The sequence below is a fragment of the Bradyrhizobium sp. dw_78 genome, from assembly GCF_018449525.1.
Taxonomy (GTDB): Bacteria; Pseudomonadota; Alphaproteobacteria; order Rhizobiales; family Xanthobacteraceae; genus Bradyrhizobium.
This window is the reverse complement of sequence record NZ_JAAVUS010000009.1, coordinates 93,878-115,767: the sequence shown is the minus strand read 5'-3', so window position 1 is coordinate 115,767 and position 21,890 is coordinate 93,878. Positions and strand designations below refer to the sequence as shown.

The window sequence follows — 21,890 nt, the reverse complement described above, 5'->3', positions numbered from 1 at the left end:
AGCTATAGCGTTTTCGAGCGAAAGCCTGCCCCCGACTTGATCAGGGGTGAGTACCGGTTCGCGCAAAGAATGGCGCTCGACCGCCGTTACACCCGGCCGCTCACCGGCAACAGCGCGCCGGTGACGGCGCTTGCCGCGTCGCTCGCCAGAAACAAAATGACATTCGCCAGTTCTTCCGGCGTGACCCATTTGCCGAAATCCGCCTGCGGCATGCTGGCGCGGTTGGCCGGCGTGTCGATGGTCGACGGCAACACGGCGTTGACGGTGACCTTGCCTTTCCATTCGGCCGCCAGTGCTTCGGTAAGACGATGCACGCCGGCCTTGGAGGCGGCGTAAGGGCCCATGCCGGGACCGGCCTGCAACGCACCCATCGCGCCGATATTGACGATCCGCCCGGCAGGCGATGCGGCAAGATGCGGCAGCGCCGCCTGTGAGGCGTTCAGCGCGGTCAGGACGTTGAGGGCATACATGCGCTGCCAGGTTTTGGCGTCGCCGTCGGCCACCGCCTCGAACGCGAAGCCGCCGGCGATATTGATCAGCGCGTCGAGCCGGCCAAAATGGGCCGTGGCGGCGTCGATGGCTTTGTTCGCCTGCGCGGCGTCCGTCAGGTCGATACCGCCGAGTTCGATCCGGCCGGCCGTCGGTGGAGATTGCGAAGCCGCGTGATCGATGCAGGCAATGCGCGCGCCATGGGAAAAGGCCGTCTGCGCAACCACGCTGCCGAGCGCGCCCGACGCGCCGGTGATGACAACGACTTTTCCGTCCATGACAGATCTCCATCCAGCGCAGATTCACTGTACTGCCAAGCGACGCCCCGCCAAGCGAAATTCGTTTGCACTGCCGCGGCGGTCAGGTGCGCAAGCGTCAAATGTTTCCCCGTGGATGGTCCGAATGTCGGATGCCTCTCCCAATGGCGATGTGCCCGCTGGATCCGTCGCGCTCAGCCATCCGCGTTCACATCTCGTTAGGGCATTGGCTGGCGTCGCGCGAGACGATCGAGCCGGGCCCGATCGTTAAAATTTGTCGGAGTTTTGTAATTGGATCGCAGAGCCGGTCAGTTATAGGTCTATCCAATCTAGTCCCATGGGGGGTCGGAACATGATGATGAGAAATCTGCCTGATCACGGATTGCCGCTCGTACAGCTCAAGGAGCAGCGGCGCGATTTGGTCGTCGCCCTGCAAAATCGCAACGGTCCGGTCAGCGGCTGGGAGCTGATTCAGATTGCTGCCGTTCAACAGGCCATTTCGGCATTCGAGGACGTGATTGCCGATCTCGACGCTGAAATGGAAGCCGCGGCGTAACGTAAGCCGCGCAACAAAGCCTGTAGAAATCTGTAAAGAAAAAGGGCCGAAACGCTTTCGTTCCGACCCTCTTTCAATTCTCGTAGTTCACCGGACTCCGGCCGCAGCGCGCCGGCGTCGAATCTGACCCTGGCATCAATGCTCCCACGCCGGTTTGGATTCGCGGATGGCCGCCGCGTGATACCAGCTCTCGCTGCAGTCGGCTTCCACGACGCGCGACGCGGCCAGGTCGGTTGCGGTTCTGGTCTCTCCATAGCGATGTCCGCCGAGAGCCGAGCGGCCCCCGGCCGGGAATTGGTAGATCTTGGCGGACCCCTGATTCAAACCTGTATTCATCGTCTTCATCTCCTCTGTCGAATGTCGAAACGCCCTGTGTCGAAGGCCGATATCGAGAACCTTGGGCTTCATGGTGCGCCCAACTCGTTCTTGGGTAGTTACCAGGTCCGATATCGGTCCGTGCTTCCACGAATGCAATCTGATGAAAATGAAATCATTTTCTGTCTATTTAGTGGGCATATTCAATTTTGCCTTGGGCGAGGCAACATTCCGTTGATTAACGCTTGAGCTGGCGCAAGGGTTGCGGGCGGAGACCGAACTTCCCGGCGGAAATCGTCAACGGCTGACGCATCCTTCATCGCCGGCGTCGCTCCATCCTCGACTGCCGCGGGATCAGGCGTGATTCCGCACCCAAGGGCGCTGTTTTCATCCCCGTTGGACGGCGTGGCCGCGCGCCTTTGCCGCACCCTCGATCACAGGAAAACGGCCCGGATATCCCAGCATGCCGGAGCCCTCGGCCGGGGTGCCGCACTGCGGCGGATTGGCACATTAAATGCTTGGTAAACCCCGGCCATCGACGGCCGGGTAGGTGTTGGGGGATCAGCTACTTAAGGTTCCCCACCTTTTGCATCGTCAATATGAGAGGCTCAATGACCAAGTATAAGCTCGAGTATATCTGGCTCGACGGCTATACGCCGGTGCCGAATCTGCGCGGCAAAACTCAGATCAAGGAATTTGCGTCATTTCCGACGCTTGAACAGCTTCCGCTGTGGGGCTTCGACGGGTCATCGACCATGCAGGCCGAAGGCCACAGTTCCGATTGCGTGCTGAAGCCGGTCGCCGTGTTCCCGGACGCCGCGCGCGTCAACGGCGCGCTGGTGATGTGCGAAGTGATGATGCCCGATGGCAAGACGCCGCACGCCTCGAACAAGCGCGCGACCATTCTCGACGATGCCGACGCGTGGTTCGGTTTCGAGCAGGAATATTTCTTCTACAAGGACGGTCGTCCGCTGGGCTTCCCGGCGAGCGGCTATCCCGCGCCGCAGGGTCCGTATTACACCGGCGTCGGCTACAGCAACGTTGGCGATATCGCGCGCAAGATGGTTGAGGAGCATCTCGACCTTTGCCTCGCCGCCGGCATCAACCACGAAGGCATCAACGCGGAAGTCGCGAAGGGCCAGTGGGAATTCCAGATCTTCGGCAAGGGCTCCAAGACGGCCGCCGACCAGATGTGGATGGCGCGCTACCTGATGATGCGTCTGTGCGAGAGCTACGGCGTCGACATCGAATGGCATTGCAAGCCGCTCGGCGACACCGACTGGAACGGCTCGGGCATGCACTCCAACTTCTCGACCAAGTACATGCGTGAAGCCGGCGGCAAGGAATATTTCGAAGCGCTGATGAAGCAGTTCGAAACGAACCTCGAAGACCATATCGCGGTCTACGGCCCGGACAACGACAAGCGTCTGACCGGCAAGCACGAGACGGCGCCGTGGAACAAGTTCAGCTACGGCGTGGCCGACCGCGGTGCTTCGATCCGCGTTCCGCACTCCTTCGTCAACAATGGCTATAAGGGCTATCTGGAAGATCGCCGTCCGAACTCGCAAGGCGACCCCTACCAGATCGCGTCTCAGATCCTGAAGACGATCTCCGAGGTGCCGACCGGCGCGAAGGCGGCGGCCTAGGTCTCTCACCAATCGCGGCCTGGATCTTGGGGCGTCCAGGCCGTGATCCTCGCTTCCCAAGCGAGGGTGTCTATGCCTCTCCTCCCAGTAGCACCTTGGACCAGCCAGCCGCGGCCTTGCCCCGATTGAGCTGGTCTTTTTTTGCCCGTATCTTTTTTGTCGGTGTCTTTGTCGTGTGGCCTCTTGCCATGCGTCCTTCGCATGAAGCGGGCCCCTTCGCGCAGATTTGCAGATCCCATGCCCTGGCGTGCTAAAGGTGACGCGCCGGGCTTGATGCGATTTCGGGCTCTCCTGGAAATTTCGGGCTCTCTTGGAAAAGGCCGCCGATGGAAAATACCGTTCGCCTGTTTTCGACGCTTGCCCTGATGGGAGCGATCCGAAATCTTTCCGATCGATTTGAAGCCGCGACGGGAACGCGGATCGACCCCGTTTTCGCCCCGACGGTCGGGCTCATCGAGCGTCTGGGCAAAGGCGAAGCGGCCGATGTTCTCATCATGACCGCGGAAGCACTCGACGACCTCGCGGCGAAAGGGGCGGTGGCGCCGGACAGTTGCGTTCGCCTCGCGCGGTCCTTTGTCGGCATCGCCGTGAAGGCCGGCGCCGCGCATCCGGACATCGCGACCGAGGACGCCTTGCGCAAGACCTTGCTCGGCGCCCGGTCGGTGGCTTATTCGCGCATTGGCGCCAGCGGCATTTTCTTTGGGCAATTGATCGAGCGGCTGGGGATTGCGCCGGAGGTCAACGCCCGCGCCCTGGTCATTCCGTCCGGCCTCACCGCCGAGCGGCTGGTCACGGGCGAGGCTGACATTGCGGTCCAGCAGCTTAGCGAATTGAAACTGGTCTCGGGGGTTGAGCTTGTCGGGCCGATCCCGCCGCATCTGCAAGCCCCCGGCCTGTTTTCCGGCGGTCGCGTCGCGGCATCGCAATGCGCAAAACAGGCTGACGCGTTGTTGAACTATCTGGCTTCGCCCGAGGCCGCGCCGGTGCTGCGCGAGTCCGGGCTTGAGCCTTGAATCCGCCCGGACTTCGAAGCAGGTTGATCGCGTGAGAATAGGCGTCCTGATGAAGAGACTATCCACGCGCTGTTTCGCTGTGATGGCCGGCGTCGCGGTTGCTGCGGCCGCCATCGTGGCGATCCCGTCTTTGGCTCGTGCGCAATCCGCCGATCTCGTGCTGTGCGACCGGGTCGCGGCCGATCCCGCCGATCCGGACAAGCCGGCCGACATCAAGGGCGTCGCCGATATCGCGCCGTCCGACGTCGCGACCGCCATCAAATATTGCAGGAACGCAAGCGGCTCATCACGGCGCGCGATGTTCGAACTTGGCCGCGCCTATGCCGCCAACAGGCAGTTGCCGGAAGCAACCGCCGCGTGGCGCAAGGCGGCCGACAAGGGCTCGACTTCGGCGATGGTCGAACTCGGCGTGCTCTACGCGACCGGCGCCGGCGTCGCCAAGGATGACGCCCAGGCGCAGAAACTGTTCGAGCGCGCGGCGCAAGCCGGCAATCCGCGCGGTGTCAGCAATCTCGCCGCACTGTCCAGCGCGGGCGGGACGCCATCGGATCCGGCAAAAGCGCGCGAGATGCTGGCGAAAGCGGCCGAGACCAACGCCGAAGCGCAATATCAACTGGGTCTGATGCTGGCCGACGGCAAGGGCGGCGCCAAGGATGAGGCCGGTGCGCGCAGCCTGTTCGAAAAGGCGGCTGCGCAAAATCACGCTGGCGCGCTGGAGCAGATGGGAGAGTTCTCGGAAGAAGGCCGCGGTGGGCCAAAGGATTCGGCCGCCGCCAAAGCCTATTACGAGAAAGCCGCCGCGCTCGGCGATGACGACGCCAAGAAGGCGCTGAAGCGCATCTCGTGTCCCGTCGTGATCAAGGACAAGCGCGGAAATCTCGTGACCAATCTTTGTTTTTAGCATACGGCGCGGCCAGGTTTTGGCGTGGTCGCGCGTTGTCCGCCGGGCCTATGGCGCATCCCAATAGGCAGGATGACCGAAGCGCTGACTGAGGAAGTTGAGAAAGCTCTTCACCTTCGGCGAAACGACTTTTTTCGGCGGGTAGACGCCCCAGATCGCGCGTTCCGGTCCTGACGCAATCAGCCATTCCCATTCATGCAGCACGGTCGCAAGGCGGCCGGCGCGCAGATCGTTGCTGGTCAGCCATGTCGGCAGCAAGGCGATGCCGAGGCCGGCGAGGGCGGCATCCAGAAGCGCTTCGGAATCATTGGCGCGCAAATGTCCGTTCACCGCGATCTCGATTGGCTCGGCCCGGGCGTCGATCCGATAGAACCATGCGCCGGTCGGCTGGAGCGCGAAGGTCAGGCATTCATGTTGCGATAAATCCCCGGGCGCATGCAGCGCAGGGTGTGTCGCGAGATAGTTGGGGCTGGCGACCAGGATTCGCCGTTGCGGCGCGAGGCGCCGCGCGATCAGGACGGAGTCGGCCAGCGCGCCGATGCGGACCGCAACATCGGTCCCGGTCTCGATCAGGTCGACGGTGGCATCGGTCAGGGTCGCGTCGAGCCGGATGTCCGGATAGGCCGCGAGAAAATCCTTCATATGCGGCATGACATGCCGCCGTCCGAAGGCGCTGGGGATGTTGATCTTCAACAGTCCCTGCGGCCGCGCGTTCAGCGAGCGGGTCGCGTTTCGCGCTTCCTCCACCTCGCCGATGATCTGCACGGCGCGCTCGTAGAATGTCCGTCCGGCTTCGGTCAGGTGCAGGCGGCGGGTGGAGCGGTTAAGCAGCGCCGCACCGAGGTCAGCTTCGAGCGCCCCGATATACCTCGACACGGTCGAGACCTTGGCGCCGGTTTCGACGGCCGCCTTGGAAAAGCTTCCCAAGTCAACGGTACGCACGAAGGCGCTCATCGCGGCAAGATAGTCCATAGATCGATTTGTCCTATTTCTGCAAAAATCATTTGTCGATGGAGCCATTCCGGGCCTGCGAAGATCTGGCTATTTTGGCAAAAAGCCAAGGAAATGGCGATGTTTTCTACGCTTGAGAGGTTGCTTTCATCACTCGGTGGGCCATTGCCAGGGCCGATCCGGAACTGTTTTTGCAAAATAGGGTGTCTGAGATGCACGCTATAATAGCTGGTTGGATAGTTATCAACCGTTCAAGGGGTGGAACGTGCTGATCGCGTTTTTGACTTTGATCGGTTGTCAGCTTGCCGGAGAAATGGCGCGCGCAGCTTTTGCGCTGCCCATTCCCGGTCCGGTGATCGGCATGTTCCTGTTGGCGGCGGCGCTCGCGCTGCGAAGCCGCTACCCGAAGGCAGGCGAGCGCACTTTCGACGACGCATTCGAGCGGACCGCTGAGACCTTGATCGCCAATATGGGGCTTCTGTTCGTACCGGCCGGTGTCGGAATCATTGCCGAGGCCGGGCTGTTGCGACAGGAATGGTTGCCGATCCTGGTGGCGCTGTTCGGCTCGACCGTTTTAGGCGTCGCTGTGACTGGCCTCGTCATGCATTGGACCATGCAGCCGCGCAAGCCGCAGGCGGACACGGCCTTCGGCCCGATTCCGGCCCGCCCAAGAATTCAACCATGAACAGGGCCCTGCAACATCTCTGGACGCCGCTCGCCGCAACGCCATTGCTTTGGCTGGCGCTGACCGTTGCGGCCTATGTCGCCGGGCAAATGATCCAGCGCGCCGTTAGAGGCTCCGCACTTGCAAGCCCGGTGCTGATCGCCATTGTGCTCGTGGCCTGCGTCGTGCTTGCGACGGGAACGTCCTATCAGACTTATTTCGCCGGCGCCCAGTTCATCAACTTCCTGCTTGGTCCGGCGACCATCGCGCTGGCCGTACCGCTGGCGAAGAATCTTTCGCTGATACGAAGCAATTTCCATAGCATTTGCCTGGCGCTGCTGGCGGGGTCGATGACGTCGATCGTCAGCGGCGTCGCCATCGTCTGGTTGCTCGGCGGATCGCGCACCGTGGCGTTGTCGATGGCGCCGAAAGCCGTCACCACGCCGATTGCAGTCGCCGTTTCCGAGCAGATCGGCGGCGTGCCGGCGCTGACCGCGGCGCTGGCCATCCTCGGTGGCATTGTTGCGGCGGTCGTCGGCCAGCAATTGCTGCATGGCCTCCGGGTAAAGGATTGGCGCGCCCACGGCCTTGCCGCCGGCGTCGCCGGCAGCGGCGTGGCCGCCGCGCAGGTGGCCTCGCGCAACGAACTCGGCGCCGCCTTTGCCGCGCTCGGGATCGGATTGAACGGGCTTCTCACCGCGCTGCTGCTGCCGGCGCTGCTGCTGCTCTGGCGCTGAACGCGATTGCCGTAAATGCATAACTCCCGCGGGAACCGCCGCGCGCGTTAGCTATTGACCCGGAAAGAGAGAGAAAACTCAAGGGAGGCGAGTCCCATGATCCGCAAGCTGCAATCGGGCGAATACCGGCTCTATTCGCGCAAGCTCGATCCGAAGACCGGCAAGCGGCGCAATCTCGGGACTTTTAAGACCCGCGCGGCGGCCGAGAAGCACGAACGCGACGTGCAATATTTCAAGCGGCACTGACGCATGACAAAAATCGGTGCAGCGGGCCTGGCGCTTGGAATTATCGTGGCTGCGGGCACGTTCTTAACGGCGTCTGCCGCCCAGAATTCCGGCAAGGTCGGGCCGCCGTTGGAAACCGTGAAGGCGTTCGAGGACGATTTCCGCCTGGTCGGTCTCGGAGTCTCGGCCAAGGGCAGAGTGTTTGCGACCGCGCCATCGAGCAGGGTCCGCTCGCGCTATAGCATGGTCGAGGTCAATCCCAGGACCGGTGCGCTGACGCCGTATCCGGATGCCGGCTGGAACAATTTCAACGAGCAGGGCGACGGCAAGTCGCAATGGATTTCGGTGCAGGCGCTCTGGGTCGACAAGAACGACCGTCTATGGGCGCTCGACTCCTCGCTGCCGAAGGTCGATCAAGGACGGCTGCCGCCGAAGCTGGTCGAGTTCGATCTCGGCACCAACAAGGTGATCCACCAATATGAGTTCGAGGGCGTCGTATCGGCGAAAGATTCGCTGAACGATCTGCGCATCGACACCGTGCATCATTATGCCTACCTCACCAATATCGCCAACAAGGGCAGCCTGGTGGTGCTCGATCTCAAGACCGGAAAGGCCCGGCAGGTGCTGGTCGGCGATCGTTCCACCTTCGCCGACCCCAAGCAGCATCTGATGATCGGCAATGAGGCCGCGCTGCAGCCAGATGGCTCGGTGGTGGCGATCCATGCCGATGGCATCGCGCTCTCGCCGGATGCGCAATGGCTGTATTACCGGCCTTTGACCGACCATAATTACTGGCGCGTGCCCACCGCGGCCTTGCGTGATGAACGGCTTTCCGACGCGGAGCTTGCCAAGAAGGTCGAATATCTCGGCAGTTCGGTCTTGAGCGGCGGACTGATCATGGACCGGCACGGCACGCTCTATGGCGGCGATCTCGAACATAGCACCGTGGTGGCGATCACCCGGACACCGAGCCACACGCTGAATGCAAAAATTCTCGTCAGCGATCCGTCCAAGCTTTCCTGGGCGGACGGTTTTGCGATCAGCGGCGGCTATCTCTACATTGCCGATTCCCATCTCTGGGAAGTCGCCTTCAAGAACGACCTGCCGCGCTCCGGCCCGTTCACGATCTTCCGGGTGAAGCTGCCGCGATAGAAAATGATCGGCGGCCGGGCTTAGTGCGGCCGCCGATCAGTCGGTGATGCCAAGCCTGGTCGCCACGCGCCGCGCGGTTGCCTCCCGCTGCGCGGTGATGGCAGCCACGGATTGCCGCGCTTGGGCGAGGATTGCTGCCGGCGCGGTCTCGGGCGTGCCGCTGTTGAAGGGTGGCTCGGGCGCATAGGCCATATAGAGCTGGATGGATTGGGCCACGTCGTCGCCGCGCAATTCAGCCGCCAAGCGCAGGGCGCCGTCGATTCCGGCGGTGACTCCGGCGGCAAAGACCCAGTTGCCATCGACCACAACGCGTTCGTTGACGGGAATGGCGCCGAACAAAGGCAGCAGGTGGAACGAAGCCCAGTGCGTCGTCGCCCGCCGTCCTCTCAGGAGACCGGCCGCGCCGCAAACGAGCGCGCCGGTGCATACCGAAAAGACGCTGCGCGCGCCGGCTGCCTGCCGCGCAATCCAGTCCAGCACCTCGGTGTCCTCCATCAGCGCTTCCTGGCCGAAGCCGCCGGGTACATGGAGGACGTCGAGCTGTGGCGCGTCCGATAGCGCGGCGTCCGGCGTCAGCCGCAATCCCCTGAGATCGCGGACCGGCTCGGCCGTCTTGCCGTAGATGCGATAGGTCGAATTCGGGATACGCGACAGCACCTCGAACGGGCCGGTCAGATCGATCTGATCGATGTCCTCGAACAGCAGCGAGCCGATTTGCAAATGAGCGTCGTGCGGAATCATCGTTCTCTCCGGCTTTGGCGTCGGGATGGACAAGGCCAATCTAATGGGGCAGGCTATGGCGGAAATGCCAAAGTCCCCTCGTTTTTCGCCAAATCCCCGGAACGGCGCGGTTCGCGTCGTGGAGGTGCTCGCCTATCCCGACGTGCAGCTGCTCGACGTCACCGGGCCGCTTCAGGTGTTCGCGACCGCCAACGATCTCGTCAGCGAGTCCGGCGGGACGCGGCCTTATGTTTTGCACGTGGTAGCGAAAAGCCCGCAAGGGGTGACGGCTTCGGCAGGCCTTGCGATCGCGACGCGCTCGCTGCCGCGTGCCGGAGCCGCGCCGGATACGCTTCTGATCGCCGGCGGTCCGGGTGTCGAGGCGGCTGCCGCGGATCGCGATCTGGTCGATTGGGTCCGGCGGCGCGCCGCAAAGGCGCGGCGTGTCGCTTCGGTCTGCACCGGCGCGTTCCTGCTGGCCGCGTCCGGGGTGCTGGATGGACGGCGCGCCGCGACCCATTGGTCGGTTTGCGCGGAGCTCGCGCGGCGTTATCCCGCGGTGCGCGTCGAGCCGGATCCGATCTTCGTGCGCGATGGCTCGGTGTGGACCTCGGCTGGCGTGACCGCCGGTATCGACCTGGCATTGGCGCTGGTCGAACAGGATCTCGGCCGGACCACGGCGTTGGCGGTGGCGCGCTATCTCGTGGTGTTTCTCAAGCGTCCAGGCGGGCAGGCGCAGTTCAGCACAGCGCTGTCGCTGCAGTCGGCCGAAGACGAATTCGGTGCGCTGCACGGCTGGATCAGCGGGCATCTCGCCGGCGATCTTTCGCTTCCCAGGCTGGCCAGCCACGCCGGCATGAGCGAACGCAGTTTCAGCCGGCATTATCTTCAGGCCACCGGGCTGACGCCGGCGCGCGCCGTCGAGCGGTTGCGGGTGGAGGCTGCGCGGCGGCTGTTGTCGGAGACGCGCCAGCCGGCGAAGCGGATTTCGCAGCGCTGCGGCTTTGGCTCGGAGGAGACCATGCGCCGCAGCTTCCTGCGCGTGCTCGCCGCCTCGCCGCAGGATTATCGTTCCCGGTTCAGCTCCTGAATGTCGCCAATTTGTCATCGGGCGCACATGCGTCCTTTGTTGGCCTGTCTGCACCCGGCAGGCTTCCGTGAGCGCGCCACATGGAATAGAGACAGCCGCAGATATTCTCTCCTGTTCAGGGTTCCATGATTCGTCTCGACAACATCAGCAAGCAGCAGGGTCACCAGATTCTCTTCATCGAGGCCTCCGCGACGCTCCTGCGCGGCGAAAAGGTCGGCCTGGTCGGCCCCAACGGCGCCGGCAAGACCACGCTGTTCCGGATGATGACCGGACAGGAGACGCCGGATGAGGGACAGGTTTCGGTCGATCGCGGAGTCACCATCGGCTATTTCAGCCAGGACGTCGGCGAAATGTCGGGCCGTGCCGCGGTCGCCGAGGTCATGGATGGCGCCGGCCCCGTCAGCGCGGTCGCGATCGAGTTGAAAGAGCTCGAATCCGCGATGGCCGATCCGGACCGTGCCGGCGACATGGATGAGATCATCGCGCGCTATGGCGAAGTGCAGGCCCGCTTCGAGGAGCTCGACGGCTACGCGCTGGAGACCCGGGCGCGCGAAGTGCTTGCCGGCTTGGGCTTCAGCCAGGAGATGATGGACGGCGACGTGGGCCAGCTCTCGGGCGGCTGGAAGATGCGCGTCGCGCTCGCCCGCATCCTGCTGATGCGGCCTGACGCGATGCTGCTGGACGAGCCGAGCAACCATCTCGATCTCGAAAGCCTGATCTGGCTCGAGCAGTTCTTGAGAGGGTATGAGGGCGCCTTGTTCATGACTTCGCACGACCGCGAATTCATGAACCGCATCGTCAACAAGATCATCGAGATCGACGGCGGCCAGCTCACGACCTATTCGGGAAATTACGAATTCTACGAGCAGCAGCGTGCGCTGAATGAAAAGCAGCAGCAGGCCCAGTTCGAGCGCCAGCAGGCGATGCTGGCAAAGGAGATCAAGTTCATCGAGCGCTTCAAGGCGCGGGCCTCGCATGCCGCCCAGGTGCAGAGCCGGGTGAAGAAGCTGGAGAAGATCGAACGCGTCGAGCCGCCGCGGCGGCGTCAGACCATAGCCTTTGAGTTTCTTCCGGCGCCGCGCTCGGGCGAGGATGTCGTCAGCCTGAAGAGCGTCCACAAGGGCTATGGCGCCAAGCGTATCTATGACGGGCTCGACTTCCAGGTCCGCCGCAGGGAGCGCTGGTGCGTGATGGGCGTCAACGGCGCGGGCAAGTCGACGCTCCTGAAACTGGTGGCGGGCTCGGCGGAGCCGGACAACGGTACGGTGGCGGTCGGCGGCAGCGTCAAGATGGGTTATTTCGCGCAGCATGCGATGGACCTGCTCGACGGCGAGCGCACCGTGTTCCAGGCGCTGGAAGATGCGTTTCCGCAGGCCGGGCAGGGTTCGCTGCGCGCGCTGGCCGGCTGCTTCGGTTTCTCCGGCGACGATGTCGAGAAAAGATGCCGGGTGCTGTCGGGCGGCGAGAAGGCGCGGCTGGTGATGGCGAAGATGCTCTTTGATCCGCCGAACTTCCTGGTGCTGGACGAGCCGACCAACCATCTGGACATGGCGACCAAGGAAATGCTGATCGCGGCGCTGTCGGATTACGAAGGCACCATGCTGTTCGTTTCCCATGACCGGCACTTTCTCGCCGCGCTCTCCAACCGCGTGCTGGAACTGACGCCGGAAGGCATCCACCAATATGGCGGCGGCTACAGCGAATATGTCGCGCGCACCGGGCAAGAGGCGCCTGGCCTGCACAGTTGAGGCAACAGCGCGCCGGGCGCGGCAGGTGGCGCGCAACATAGAGGTGCTTCCATCGCGCGGGGAAGCGGGAAGTTTTCAGCGCAAGGGCTGGACAGCCGACTCAAGGATAGTCGTCTCGAAGCCAGACGACCTCGTCGCGGGATAGACGCAGTCGCTCATCCGCGCGATGAGGCCATGCGCCCAGGCCTCAACGGACCTGGTGGTGTCCGCGCGTGTCCTCTTCCGGAGTGCTCGCCGCGGATTTGCGCGGCGTTGGGCTTCCGGCACCCACCTCCTGGCAGGGAACCTGCGTCCACGATCCATCGGCCGCGGGTTGATAGGCGTGGCAGGCGGGTGAAGCCGACGTGTCGTCGCTCTTCTGGGCATCGGAATTCTTCGCCAGCGCCGGCGCCGCGAGAGCAGCCAGGGCAGCCACCGAACCAACGAAGATCATATCTGAGATCCGCATCTGAGGTCCTCCTTCTCGAAACGAATTCATTTCCAAGAAAAGGATTGTGGCGATTTTTTTGCGGCGATGATGCCGCGCGCGGAAGTTTGCTTAATCTCCGGAAAATTTGTCCGGCCGCCGCGCCTTTGAGGGGCCTCAAAGTCCGAATAGCCGGGAAATGCGGCGGGAAGAGAGTACGATTGCGGCCGCAGACCAGGCTGGCGCGACAGCGGATGGCGGTATCGCGGCGGAGTGATAATCTGCGCCGGTCACGACCCAGCGGAGCCCGACCGGCATGAGCCTTCTGAACACTCCATTCGATCCTGCGCGCGAGGCGGCCCTCGTCACGGGAGCGGGAAACGGCATCGGCCGTGCCATCGCCCAGGCCCTGGTCGGCGAAGGTGTGCGGACCGTGTTTGCCGATATCCGCGAGGATATGGTCAGGGCCGCGATCGCGGCCTCGCCCCGGCCGGAACTGGCGGTGCCCTGGGTCGGTGATCTCGCGCAGCGTGAAGCATGCGATGCGCTGTTGGCGGCAGCGCGGTCCGCGGTCGGGCAGGTGACGCATTTCGTCCACAGCGCGGCGCCGGCGCGGCGCGAAGCCGATCACGTATTTGCCGTGAGCGACGAGACGTGGCGGCAGATGCATGCGGTCAACCTCGATGCCGGCTTTCATCTTTCACGCGAACTCGCACGCCAACTCATCGCGGCCGGCGCGCCGGGCTCGTTCCTGTTGCTGACCTCGCTGCATGCCGGCACGCCGCGCAATCTGCCGCATTATTCGACGGCGAAGGCGGCGATGGCGATGCTGGTGAAAGAACTGGCCAAGAGCTTCGGCCGCTTCAACATCCGGGTTAACGCGCTGGTGCCCGGCGCCATCGCCGCAGGCGGCTTTGTCGCCGATCCCGCGCTGGCCAAACACATCCCGCTTGGCCGCCTCGGCCGTAGCGAGGATTTGGCCCCGATGGCGCTGGCGGTGCTGTCGAACCGGATCTCGGCCTATGTCACGGGCGCTGCGATCGTGGTCGATGGCGGCCTGTCGCTGACCAACTGGTTCGAGCCTCCCACGTTCGAGGATATCTGAAAGGACCGCGCCTCGGGCGCTGACGCCAGGTCGGGCCGCATTCTCATCCAAGTTCCAGACTAATTTCCAGCCATCAAATCCGTTGACTGATTCGGCGGATGATTCGTGATGGGCGGGGATATCGCTATGGCATTTTTCAAGCGTCAACTCGCCCCGGTCGAGCGCCTCGAAAATGCATTGAAGGAAAAGCGGGCGGCGCGGCAGAAGCTGGCCGACCGGCTGGGCATAGCCGAGGCGGCGCTTGAGGAAAAACGCGCCGCGGCCGAACGGCTGGCGGTGGCCGGCGCCAGCAATGCCCGGCTCGACCGGGCCGAAGCCGACATGCGCGCCGTCGAGGACAGCGCCAGGAAGCTGCGCGCCGCCCTGGCGGAATTCGACGAGCAGATCGTTGCAACCGAGCGCGCATCGGCCGACGCCAAAGCGCAACGCGACCGCGAACTGGCCGCGGACGAAATCGAGGCGATGGCCGCGGCCATCGAGCAGGCTGTGCCGAAATTCGGTTCCGGCGCCACCGCCCTTGTCGAGGCCGTCACCAAGAGCGTTGCGTCGGTGCCGGAAGCGACCAGATTCTCGGCCAGCGTGGACGCGGTGCGTCAGGAGATCCTCTCGGCGGCGGATCTGATCTGCTGGGAGCTGCGGACGATCGCGGTGCGCACGCGCGCGGGCAATGCGAATGTGGGATTGCCCGCGGTCGCCGAGCCGGAGCAGACGCAATCGCCCTCTCAGGAGATCGAGCGGCAACTGATCTACACGCTCAATCCGCTGCTGTGGCGGGAGGGCAGCGAGGTGCGCCGGGTTGCGGCTTTCACGCTGGTTGAACTGCCGAAAGCGCTGCTGGCGGTCGCGCTGCGGCATCAGCATGTCGATCATTTAAGTGCCCGCCGTGTGCAGACCCTGATGCATGTCCACGGCAGCGGACGGTCCCATGACGATGTCAGGGAGGACGACCCGCAACTCGTCGATCTCGATGCGCTCTCCGCGGACGAACGGGAGGGCAGCCAAGCCGATGTCGCCTGAGCGGATGAGAGCCTTGTCGGTTCTGATTGCATCAGAACCGGGCTCTGACGTTTTGTTTTGACGCGTTTTCTTCACGCGAACCGGAATCCATTTCGCTCGAAAACGCTATAACAACCGACAGCCGCGACGGCGGTCAGGCGACGCCGCGGCGCTCAATGTTCTTCGTTCCGGTTTCGCTCAAGCGAAGCGCGGATATCGGCGACGGCCCGGTCGCAATATTCATTCAGCTGCCGGGATATTTGCAGCAATGCCTGAAGGCTGCCGGCGAGGGTTTCGGACTCTGTCCGATCGGAGGCGATTGCTTCGTGAAGGGAGCCAGGCAATTCCGCAGAGATCGATTCGAGATCGTGATTTTCCATTTTGCTCACTCTCACTCACTGTGCCGTCGCGCTGGTCCTTTCATTGGCGGTAGCCTTTTGGGGCTTATTTGGGCGCTTCCGGGCCGCTTCAATGGTCGAATATGGCCAAATCGGAGCAGCGAGGTCGATCGCTGCTGATCCATCGCCGGTTCGTCATTGCGAACGGGGCGACCTGTCATTCCGGGTTCGATGCTACGCATCGCCCCGGAATGACGGTGTCTGGATTTGCTTCCCAATTTTCAAACATGACTCCGCGCTCCCGCGGCGCGGAGTGCGCGTGAGTTGTGCATGATCTTTCGCTCGCCCGAAACAGAGGGCATAGCGCGCCCCTCAAATGAGGGCGCGGGGAAGGCCGGGTGGCCGTTGCACCCGCAGCCTCGCGTGCAAAAGGTAGAAAGCACACGAGTTCGTCACCACAGGTATACCGGGACAGCCCGGCCTTCCCTGCGCAATGGTTTTAACGGCTTACTCCGCGCTCTCCCCGGTGACCGGGCTTTATTGTCACCGTCGCCAGCGTGATGCGCAGGCATCATCGCCAACTTGACGCCAGCGTCGGGGCGTCAGGACCACACGGCTTCGCCGTCCGCGTTCACCGGCGTTCGTCTCTCGCCGCTGCCGCGTCCACCGCTTCCCGCGCCCAACGTCCGTGACGATCGCGATACGCCCCTCTTGCGGGTGCGGGATGGCGAGGGTTGTTAAGTTGATTTGGGTCGGGCCGGAACGGAAATATTTTTAAGAAGAGGGCTGGACAGGCAAATCACCTGACAGCCCGTCGGGCACATCACGCCGGGCCCATCGCATCGCTGGCGCGGTCAGGCTGTCCCGGCGTCAGCGCCGGCGTCGCAAGAACAGTTGCGGAATTTGTGCGCAATTCGCTGCCCTAAAAGGCAGCATGTTAAACTGACATATTAGTTTGACATTTTTCAGCCGCGCCATTTAGCTAGCCGCCAGTGTTGAGCACGACGGAAGTCTGCCAGACCGAAGGCTGCAACGCTTCTCGCGAGGCGGCGCCGGAGTTCAGGTTGGCAGGTTGTCGAAGCGTGCGACCATCCATGCAGGCGGAGAAGTATCTTATGAGCAACGCAACGTTCGTCGGTCAGGAAGAGCAAAGCAAGAATTTCACCGTGTCGTCCCGCCGCTGGGTCGCGCATGGCTCCGACGTCTTCGTCAAGGAATTTACCCTCGCCAAGGGCGAGGAGGTGCCGTGGCACACCCATACCGAGGTGTTCGATATTTTTTATTGCCTGCAGGGAAGCCTTCGCATCGAGCGGATGGATCGTGTCGGAGGCGAGCGCATCCCCGACTTCGAATTACAGGTCGGCGATTCCGCCAAGGTCGAGGTCGGAACCGTGCATCGGCCGTTCAACCCGGGACCGGGCGTGTGCCGCTTTCTGATCGTGCAGGGCGTCGGCGCCTACGATTACGTTCCGTACAAGCCGGCAAGCTGATCGGGATTTGCGGCGCGCTGGAATGAGACAGGCAAGCGAGGTATCTTCGTCATGCGGTTCGTAAGCCGAATTATTCGTCTGGGTTTGCTTGCATCCTGCGTTTGCACGGCGCTCGAGGCCAGGGCGGAATCCGCCAACGATTATCCGTCGCGGTCGATCCGGATCGACATCCCGTTTACGCCGGGCGGTCCGACCGACCTTCTCGCGCGCGGGCTGGCCAAGCACTTCAACGCGGACTGGAAGCAAACTGCGATCGTTGAGAACCGGCCCGGCGCCGGCGGCATTGTCACGTTGCGGGTTGCGCTGGATGCGCCGCGCGACGGCTATACGCTGGTGCTGCACTCGGACGGCATGTCGATTACGCCGGCGGTCTACGCAACGCTGCCGTTCGATACGCTGCGCGACTTTATTCCGATCGCGATGCTTGCAAAAACACCGAACGCCGTTGTGGTTGGCGAGGACAGCCCGTACCACACGCTGGCGGAGCTTGTGGCCGCGGGTCAAAGCTCGGGAAAAATCAGCTATGCGTCGGCCGGCATCGGCAGCGCCCAGCAGATGCAGGCGGCGAAATTCGCCTCGCGGGCCAATATGAAGGACCCGATTCACGTTCCCTTCAAGGGCACGCCCGAGGCACTGACCGCCGTGATGGCGGGGCGCGTGGACTTCGTGTTCGCGCCGATGGCCAACGCGGTGCCGCTGATCAAGGCGGGAAAATTGCGGCCGCTGGCGATTTCCTCGGCGGAACGCTCGCCTTTGCTGCCCGATGTTCCGTCGGTCGCGGAGTCCGGATATCCGGGGTTCTCGGAAGAACAATGGTGGGGTCTGTTTGCGCCGGCCGGCGTGCCGCAGGATGTGATCGAGAAGATCGAAGCGGAGACCAAAGCCGCCGTGGAGACCGACGATATGAAGAACCTCATCACACAGTTGTCGTCCTCGCCCGGAGAGGCCTATGGCGAGCAGTTCGGCAAGATTCTCAAGGCCGATATCGAGACCAACACGGCAGCGGCCAAGGCGGCGCATATCGAGGCCAAATAGGCCCTTCCTGAACCGCCGTTGCCGACGGGCCGGTCCGACCGATGTTTTGAGTGATCCTCCGATGACCGACGACGTCTATCATCCTAAGGCCGATTACATCGGCGGCGTGCTGATGACGGCAACCGGCGTGTTCGTCGTGTTGCAGTCGATGGGATACGACGTCGGTTCGCTGACGCGGATGGGCCCCGGTTTTTATCCGGCACTGGTCGGCGCGCTGCTGGCCCTGACCGGAGTCGGGATTGTTCTGCGTCCGAAGCGCCCGGCAGTCGAGCGGGACGCGGACGCCGAACCAAGCCGGCCGGAATGGCGCGGCTGGTTCTGCATCCTCGCCGGAATAGCCGCCTTCATCGTCGCGGCCAAATATGCCGGCATGCTGCCCGCGACATTCCTGATCGTTTTCATCTCGGCGTTCGGCGACCGCATGAACACGATCAAGAGCGCGGCGGTCCTTGCTTTGGTGATCTCGGTGGTCAGCACCGTCGTGTTCTGGTGGGCGTTGGGCGTTCAACTGCCTCTTTTAAGGTGGGGCGCGTAACTTGATTCAGGCGCTGCACGATCTCTGGGGAGGGTTCGGCGTCGCCTTGATGCCGCAGAACCTGATGTGGTCGTTTTTCGGGGTGCTGGTCGGCAATTTGATCGGCGTGCTGCCCGGAATGGGCGCACTGTCGGCCATCTCCATTCTCCTGCCGTTGACCTATTCCCTGACCCCGGTGCCGGCCATCCTGATGCTGGCCGGGATTTATTACGGCTCGATGTATGGCGGGGCGATCGGGGCCATTCTTCTCAATCTCCCGTCTCATCCGCCGCACGCCGTGACCTGCCTCGACGGCTACCCGTTGACCCAGCAAGGCAAGGGCGGCGTCGCCCTGAGCATCACGATGATGGCCTCGTTCTTCGCGGCGTCGTGCGGAATCATCGTCATGGTTTTCCTGTCGCCGCTGCTTGTCAGTGTCGCGACGGATTTCGGGCCGCCCGAACTGTTCGCGATCATGCTGCTCGGCCTGTTATGCGGGGCGACCATGTCGCGGGGCGCGGCGCTCAACGGCATCGCCATGGCGCTGCTGGGGCTGGTGGTCGGTGCGGCGGGGACCGACGTCAACAGCGGCGTCGCGCGATTCACGTTCGGGTTCGACGAATTGTCGGACAAGGTGGAGCTGGTGGCGCTCGCGCTCGGTCTGTTCGGTGTCTCCGACTTCCTGTGCAATGTGAACCGGGTCAAGGCGGTCGGCAGCAAGACCAAGCTCAGCTTTCACGACATGAAGCCGAGCGCCGCCGAACTGAAGCAGTCGTTCTTCCCGATGCTGCGGGGTACGTTGGTCGGGCTGCTGTTTGGCGCCATGCCGGGGACGGGTCCGACCATCACCACCTTCGTCGCTTATGCGCTGGAAAAGCGGCTGTCGAAAACGCCGGACCGCTTCGGGCAGGGCGCGATCGAAGGGGTTGCTGCCCCCGAGGCGTCGTCGCATTCGAAAACCCAGGTCGACTTCATCCCGACCATGAGCCTTGGGATTCCCGGCGATGCGGTGATGGCCCTGATCCTCGGGGCTCTGTTGATTCAGGGAATCCAGCCCGGCCCCCAATTGATCACCGAGCACGCGGATCTGTTCTGGGGGCTCGTCGCCAGCTTCTGGGTCGGCAACATTCTCCTGATCGTCCTCAACGTTCCGCTGATAGGCCTCTGGGTCCGGATGCTGCGGCTGCCTTACCGCTACATGTTTCCGTCGGCCCTGTTCTTCATTGCCGTAGGCGTCTACAGCACCAACAACAGCCTGTTCGAGGTGGGCGAGGTGCTGGTGTTTGGGGTCGCCGGAGCCGTTCTTCTCAAATTGAACTTTCCGGTCGCGCCGATCCTGCTGGGTTACGTCCTGGGCCCGATGCTGGAAGAAAACTTCAGGCGCGCCTTGATCATCTCGCGCGGCGACCTGTCGGTTTTTCTCAGCCATCCGATCAGCGCGGTGGTGCTGGCGATTTGCGCCGGCATTCTGCTCTTGCAGCTGTTTCTCGCGGTGAGGGGGCCGCGAGTCCCGGATCGGGCGGGGCGGCAGCCGCACAATCTCCCGTCGGCAGAACCGGTGGCGGATCATCAGAAGATACTTGGTACGCATTCCTGAATGGTTTGCGCGAAGACAACGGAGTTTTGAATGCGGATACTTTGTTTGGGAGCAGGCGCCATCGGAGGTTATTTCGGCGGCCGCCTGATCGAAGGGGGGGGCGATGTCGAGTTCCTGGTGCGCGAGAAAAGGCAGAAGCGGCTCGCGGCCGATGGCCTGAGGATCGAGAGCAGGTTCGGGAATGCTCACCTTCAGGTCAAGGCCGTGACGGGGCAGGACGCAACGGGGCCTTACGACCTGATCCTGCTGACCTGCAAGGCCTATGATCTGGCGAACGCGATCGCGGCCATCGAGCCCTTTATGGGCCCTGGGACCGCGGTGCTGCCGTTGCTGAATGGCGTCGCCCATATCGACATTCTCAATGCGAAGTTCGGCAAGGAACGGGTGATGGGCGGCGTTGCCAAAATCTCGGCCACGTTGTCGCCCGAGGGCGTCGTGAAACACCTGAACGACTGGCGATATGTGACGTTCGGTGAGCAGAGCGGCGAGATGAGCCCGCGAGTCATGGCGCTCAAACAAGCGTTCGACAGGACGTCGGTGGTGGCGAGCGCGGTGCCGAACATCATGCAGATGATGTGGGAAAAGATCGTTCATCTCTCGACCGTCGCCGGCATGACCTGCGCGATGCGGGCAAGCGTCGGCGACATCGCCCGCACCCGCGACGGCACCGCCCTCATGATCGAGCTGCTGGAGCGCAACGCCGAGATCGCGCGACGCGAGGGATATGCGCCGTCGGAATCCTTCATGGAGGAATACCGCAAGCTGTTTCACGACACGGCGTCGCCCTATATGGCGTCGATGCTGCGCGACATCGAACGCGGCGGGCCGATCGAGGCCGACCATATTTTCGGATTCTTGCTGGAGAAGGCCAGTCAGCACGGCGTCGATCCGCTATTGCACCGATTCATCTTCGTGCATCTTCAGGCCTATGAGCAGCGGCGATCGTCGGCGCCGGCCAAGGCCGCGGCGTAGGTTCGGGATATCGCCACGCTTTCGAACCGGGCTGTCTTGGCATAAATTACCGGCGCCGTCGGGACGGGTCGATTCCGGGTGATCGGACAAGGGCGGGAGGAGACGACGGACCAATGTTGCAGCGAACCCCAGATGCCGAAAAGGCGCTTTCGGCGGCCGACCTGGCTTACAGCGGGATCATCGAACTCGTCTTGAACAGCGAGTTGCGGCCGGGCGAACGCACGTCGGTCAATCTGCTTGCCAGCCGGCTCGATCTTGGGCGCACGCCGGTGAAGGAGGCGATCACGCGGTTGCAGACCGAAGGCCTGCTGTCGGTCGCGGGCCGCAGCGGCACGATGGTCAACCGGATCGACCGCACCCAGGCGGAGCAGCTATTCGCCGTTCGTCGCGCATTGGAGGATTTTGCGTCGGAGGCGGCGGTCGAGAACCTGACGCAGAAGAACTTGCAGGACATCAAGAAATGCCTGCAACGGCTCGGCCGCTCCAACACCACCGCGGAGTTCGTGCGCGCCAATGTTGAATTCCATTCGCTGATCATCGCGGCTTCGGGCAATCCGTTCCTGGTGCGGCTTTACGGGCAGCTTCAGATCCAGTTGCAAATCGTTACCTATCTCATCCGGCGGGGCTTTGATCGGACGGCGGCCGACGCCAGGCAGCGCGAGCATTCGGCGATCGTCAAGGCGCTCGAGCAGCGCAGCGCCAAATCGTTACGCACCGCCTTGCGCAACCACGTGTCGACGACGGAGCGGGCGATCCTCGCGACCTTGTCCGACAGCGGGGCCCGCTCCGGGCCGCTTCGACGTGGCCGGATCGGCTGAGGCGCTGCGCGTATCAATTCTTCGGATTTGATGATGGGGATCGCCGCGACGGTTCGATCCGCGGCGATTACTAAAGCGGGACGAGATTAGGTTGAAAGTGGCCGGCATCGGAAGTTCACCTCTCCCCGGCGGGGAGGGGTGAACGGCGCATGCGG

General features: G+C 63.2%; 24 protein-coding genes. 18 read left to right on the top strand and 6 right to left on the bottom strand.

The annotated features are described in order from the left end of the window. Nucleotides 1-86 precede the first annotated feature (86 nt). A complete protein-coding gene (locus tag HB630_RS22155; RefSeq protein ID WP_213774630.1) occupies nucleotides 87-767 on the bottom strand; it encodes an SDR family oxidoreductase in 681 nt (226 codons plus the stop codon). Between the two features lie 337 nt (nucleotides 768-1,104). Here HB630_RS22155 and HB630_RS22150 point away from each other — a divergent pair, with 337 nt between their 5' ends. Then, complete coding sequence (locus HB630_RS22150) at nucleotides 1,105-1,302, top strand: hypothetical protein (protein ID WP_249780978.1); 198 nt, start codon at nucleotides 1,105-1,107, stop codon at nucleotides 1,300-1,302. A 135-nt stretch (nucleotides 1,303-1,437) separates the two neighbouring features. Here the strand turns inward: HB630_RS22150 and HB630_RS22145 are convergent, their stop codons facing one another. Continuing rightward, nucleotides 1,438-1,638 (bottom strand): DUF2735 domain-containing protein, encoded by a 201-nt coding sequence (locus HB630_RS22145; RefSeq protein WP_213774989.1) that lies wholly within the window; start codon nucleotides 1,636-1,638, stop codon nucleotides 1,438-1,440. A gap of 590 nt (nucleotides 1,639-2,228) precedes the next feature. Between HB630_RS22145 and HB630_RS22140 the strand changes: the two genes are divergently transcribed. The 3 genes from HB630_RS22140 (at nucleotide 2,229) to HB630_RS22130 (ending at nucleotide 5,177) form a co-directional block, all read left to right on the top strand. Beyond that, entirely contained in the window at nucleotides 2,229-3,263 is a 1,035-nt protein-coding gene (locus HB630_RS22140; protein ID WP_213774628.1) for a glutamine synthetase beta-grasp domain-containing protein, read from the top strand. Between the two features lie 326 nt (nucleotides 3,264-3,589). Continuing rightward, complete coding sequence (locus HB630_RS22135) at nucleotides 3,590-4,276, top strand: substrate-binding domain-containing protein (RefSeq protein ID WP_213774626.1); 687 nt, start codon at nucleotides 3,590-3,592, stop codon at nucleotides 4,274-4,276. 82 nt (nucleotides 4,277-4,358) lie between these two features. Then, nucleotides 4,359-5,177, top strand: coding sequence for a tetratricopeptide repeat protein (locus HB630_RS22130; RefSeq protein WP_213774987.1), 819 nt, complete (start codon nucleotides 4,359-4,361; stop codon nucleotides 5,175-5,177). 48 nt (nucleotides 5,178-5,225) lie between these two features. Here the strand turns inward: HB630_RS22130 and HB630_RS22125 are convergent, their stop codons facing one another. Further along, on the bottom strand, nucleotides 5,226-6,149 hold the full coding sequence (locus HB630_RS22125) for a LysR family transcriptional regulator (protein WP_213774625.1): 924 nt from the start codon (nucleotides 6,147-6,149) through the stop codon (nucleotides 5,226-5,228). A 244-nt stretch (nucleotides 6,150-6,393) separates the two neighbouring features. Here HB630_RS22125 and HB630_RS22120 point away from each other — a divergent pair, with 244 nt between their 5' ends. From HB630_RS22120 to HB630_RS22105, 4 genes are all read left to right on the top strand, one after another. After that, nucleotides 6,394-6,813, top strand: a complete 420-nt coding sequence (locus HB630_RS22120) for a CidA/LrgA family protein (RefSeq protein WP_346656124.1) — start codon at nucleotides 6,394-6,396, stop codon at nucleotides 6,811-6,813. Continuing rightward, complete coding sequence (locus HB630_RS22115) at nucleotides 6,810-7,529, top strand: LrgB family protein (RefSeq protein ID WP_213774623.1); 720 nt, start codon at nucleotides 6,810-6,812, stop codon at nucleotides 7,527-7,529. The genes HB630_RS22120 and HB630_RS22115 overlap by 4 nt, the downstream gene beginning before the upstream one ends. A gap of 96 nt (nucleotides 7,530-7,625) precedes the next feature. Continuing rightward, complete coding sequence (locus HB630_RS22110) at nucleotides 7,626-7,775, top strand: hypothetical protein (RefSeq protein ID WP_213774621.1); 150 nt, start codon at nucleotides 7,626-7,628, stop codon at nucleotides 7,773-7,775. A 3-nt stretch (nucleotides 7,776-7,778) separates the two neighbouring features. After that, nucleotides 7,779-8,906: an L-dopachrome tautomerase-related protein gene (locus HB630_RS22105; protein ID WP_213774619.1), complete on the top strand. Its 1,128-nt coding sequence runs from the start codon at nucleotides 7,779-7,781 to the stop codon at nucleotides 8,904-8,906. Between the two features lie 36 nt (nucleotides 8,907-8,942). Here HB630_RS22105 and HB630_RS22100 read toward each other — a convergent pair whose 3' ends face one another. Next, on the bottom strand, nucleotides 8,943-9,647 hold the full coding sequence (locus HB630_RS22100) for a DJ-1/PfpI family protein (protein ID WP_213774617.1): 705 nt from the start codon (nucleotides 9,645-9,647) through the stop codon (nucleotides 8,943-8,945). A 64-nt stretch (nucleotides 9,648-9,711) separates the two neighbouring features. On the opposite strand from HB630_RS22100, the gene HB630_RS22095 reads away from it, so the two are divergent. Then, nucleotides 9,712-10,716, top strand: coding sequence for a GlxA family transcriptional regulator (locus tag HB630_RS22095; protein WP_213774615.1), 1,005 nt, complete (start codon nucleotides 9,712-9,714; stop codon nucleotides 10,714-10,716). A gap of 125 nt (nucleotides 10,717-10,841) precedes the next feature. After that, nucleotides 10,842-12,464, top strand: coding sequence for an ABC-F family ATP-binding cassette domain-containing protein (locus HB630_RS22090; RefSeq protein ID WP_213774613.1), 1,623 nt, complete (start codon nucleotides 10,842-10,844; stop codon nucleotides 12,462-12,464). Nucleotides 12,465-12,651: 187 nt separating this feature from the next. Here HB630_RS22090 and HB630_RS22085 read toward each other — a convergent pair whose 3' ends face one another. Further along, nucleotides 12,652-12,912 carry a hypothetical protein gene (locus HB630_RS22085; RefSeq protein WP_213774611.1) on the bottom strand — a complete coding sequence of 87 codons (261 nt, stop codon included), beginning with the start codon at nucleotides 12,910-12,912 and terminating at the stop codon, nucleotides 12,652-12,654. 274 nt (nucleotides 12,913-13,186) lie between these two features. Here HB630_RS22085 and HB630_RS22080 point away from each other — a divergent pair, with 274 nt between their 5' ends. Both HB630_RS22080 and HB630_RS22075 read left to right on the top strand, forming a co-directional pair. Then, entirely contained in the window at nucleotides 13,187-13,975 is a 789-nt protein-coding gene (locus HB630_RS22080; protein ID WP_213774609.1) for an SDR family oxidoreductase, read from the top strand. 126 nt (nucleotides 13,976-14,101) lie between these two features. Continuing rightward, complete coding sequence (locus HB630_RS22075) at nucleotides 14,102-14,992, top strand: hypothetical protein (RefSeq protein WP_213774607.1); 891 nt, start codon at nucleotides 14,102-14,104, stop codon at nucleotides 14,990-14,992. A 152-nt stretch (nucleotides 14,993-15,144) separates the two neighbouring features. On the opposite strand, the gene HB630_RS22070 is transcribed toward HB630_RS22075, so the two are convergent. Next, nucleotides 15,145-15,351: a hypothetical protein gene (locus HB630_RS22070; RefSeq protein ID WP_213774605.1), complete on the bottom strand. Its 207-nt coding sequence runs from the start codon at nucleotides 15,349-15,351 to the stop codon at nucleotides 15,145-15,147. Nucleotides 15,352-16,424: 1,073 nt separating this feature from the next. Here HB630_RS22070 and HB630_RS22065 point away from each other — a divergent pair. From HB630_RS22065 to HB630_RS22040, 6 genes are all read left to right on the top strand, one after another. Continuing rightward, nucleotides 16,425-16,799, top strand: coding sequence for a cupin domain-containing protein (locus HB630_RS22065; RefSeq protein ID WP_213774603.1), 375 nt, complete (start codon nucleotides 16,425-16,427; stop codon nucleotides 16,797-16,799). Nucleotides 16,800-16,850: 51 nt separating this feature from the next. Next, nucleotides 16,851-17,834, top strand: a complete 984-nt coding sequence (locus tag HB630_RS22060; RefSeq protein ID WP_213774602.1) for a tripartite tricarboxylate transporter substrate binding protein — start codon at nucleotides 16,851-16,853, stop codon at nucleotides 17,832-17,834. Between the two features lie 61 nt (nucleotides 17,835-17,895). Further along, a complete protein-coding gene (locus tag HB630_RS22055; protein ID WP_213774600.1) occupies nucleotides 17,896-18,369 on the top strand; it encodes a tripartite tricarboxylate transporter TctB family protein in 474 nt (157 codons plus the stop codon). Nucleotide 18,370: 1 nt separating this feature from the next. Beyond that, the gene (locus tag HB630_RS22050; protein ID WP_249780977.1) at nucleotides 18,371-19,945 is read left to right on the top strand and encodes a tripartite tricarboxylate transporter permease; all 1,575 of its coding nucleotides are present in this window, start codon (nucleotides 18,371-18,373) and stop codon (nucleotides 19,943-19,945) included. 30 nt (nucleotides 19,946-19,975) lie between these two features. Then, on the top strand, nucleotides 19,976-20,917 hold the full coding sequence (locus HB630_RS22045) for a ketopantoate reductase family protein (protein WP_213774599.1): 942 nt from the start codon (nucleotides 19,976-19,978) through the stop codon (nucleotides 20,915-20,917). Nucleotides 20,918-21,030: 113 nt separating this feature from the next. Beyond that, nucleotides 21,031-21,735, top strand: a complete 705-nt coding sequence (locus HB630_RS22040) for a GntR family transcriptional regulator (RefSeq protein WP_213774597.1) — start codon at nucleotides 21,031-21,033, stop codon at nucleotides 21,733-21,735. Nucleotides 21,736-21,890: the final 155 nt, after the last annotated feature.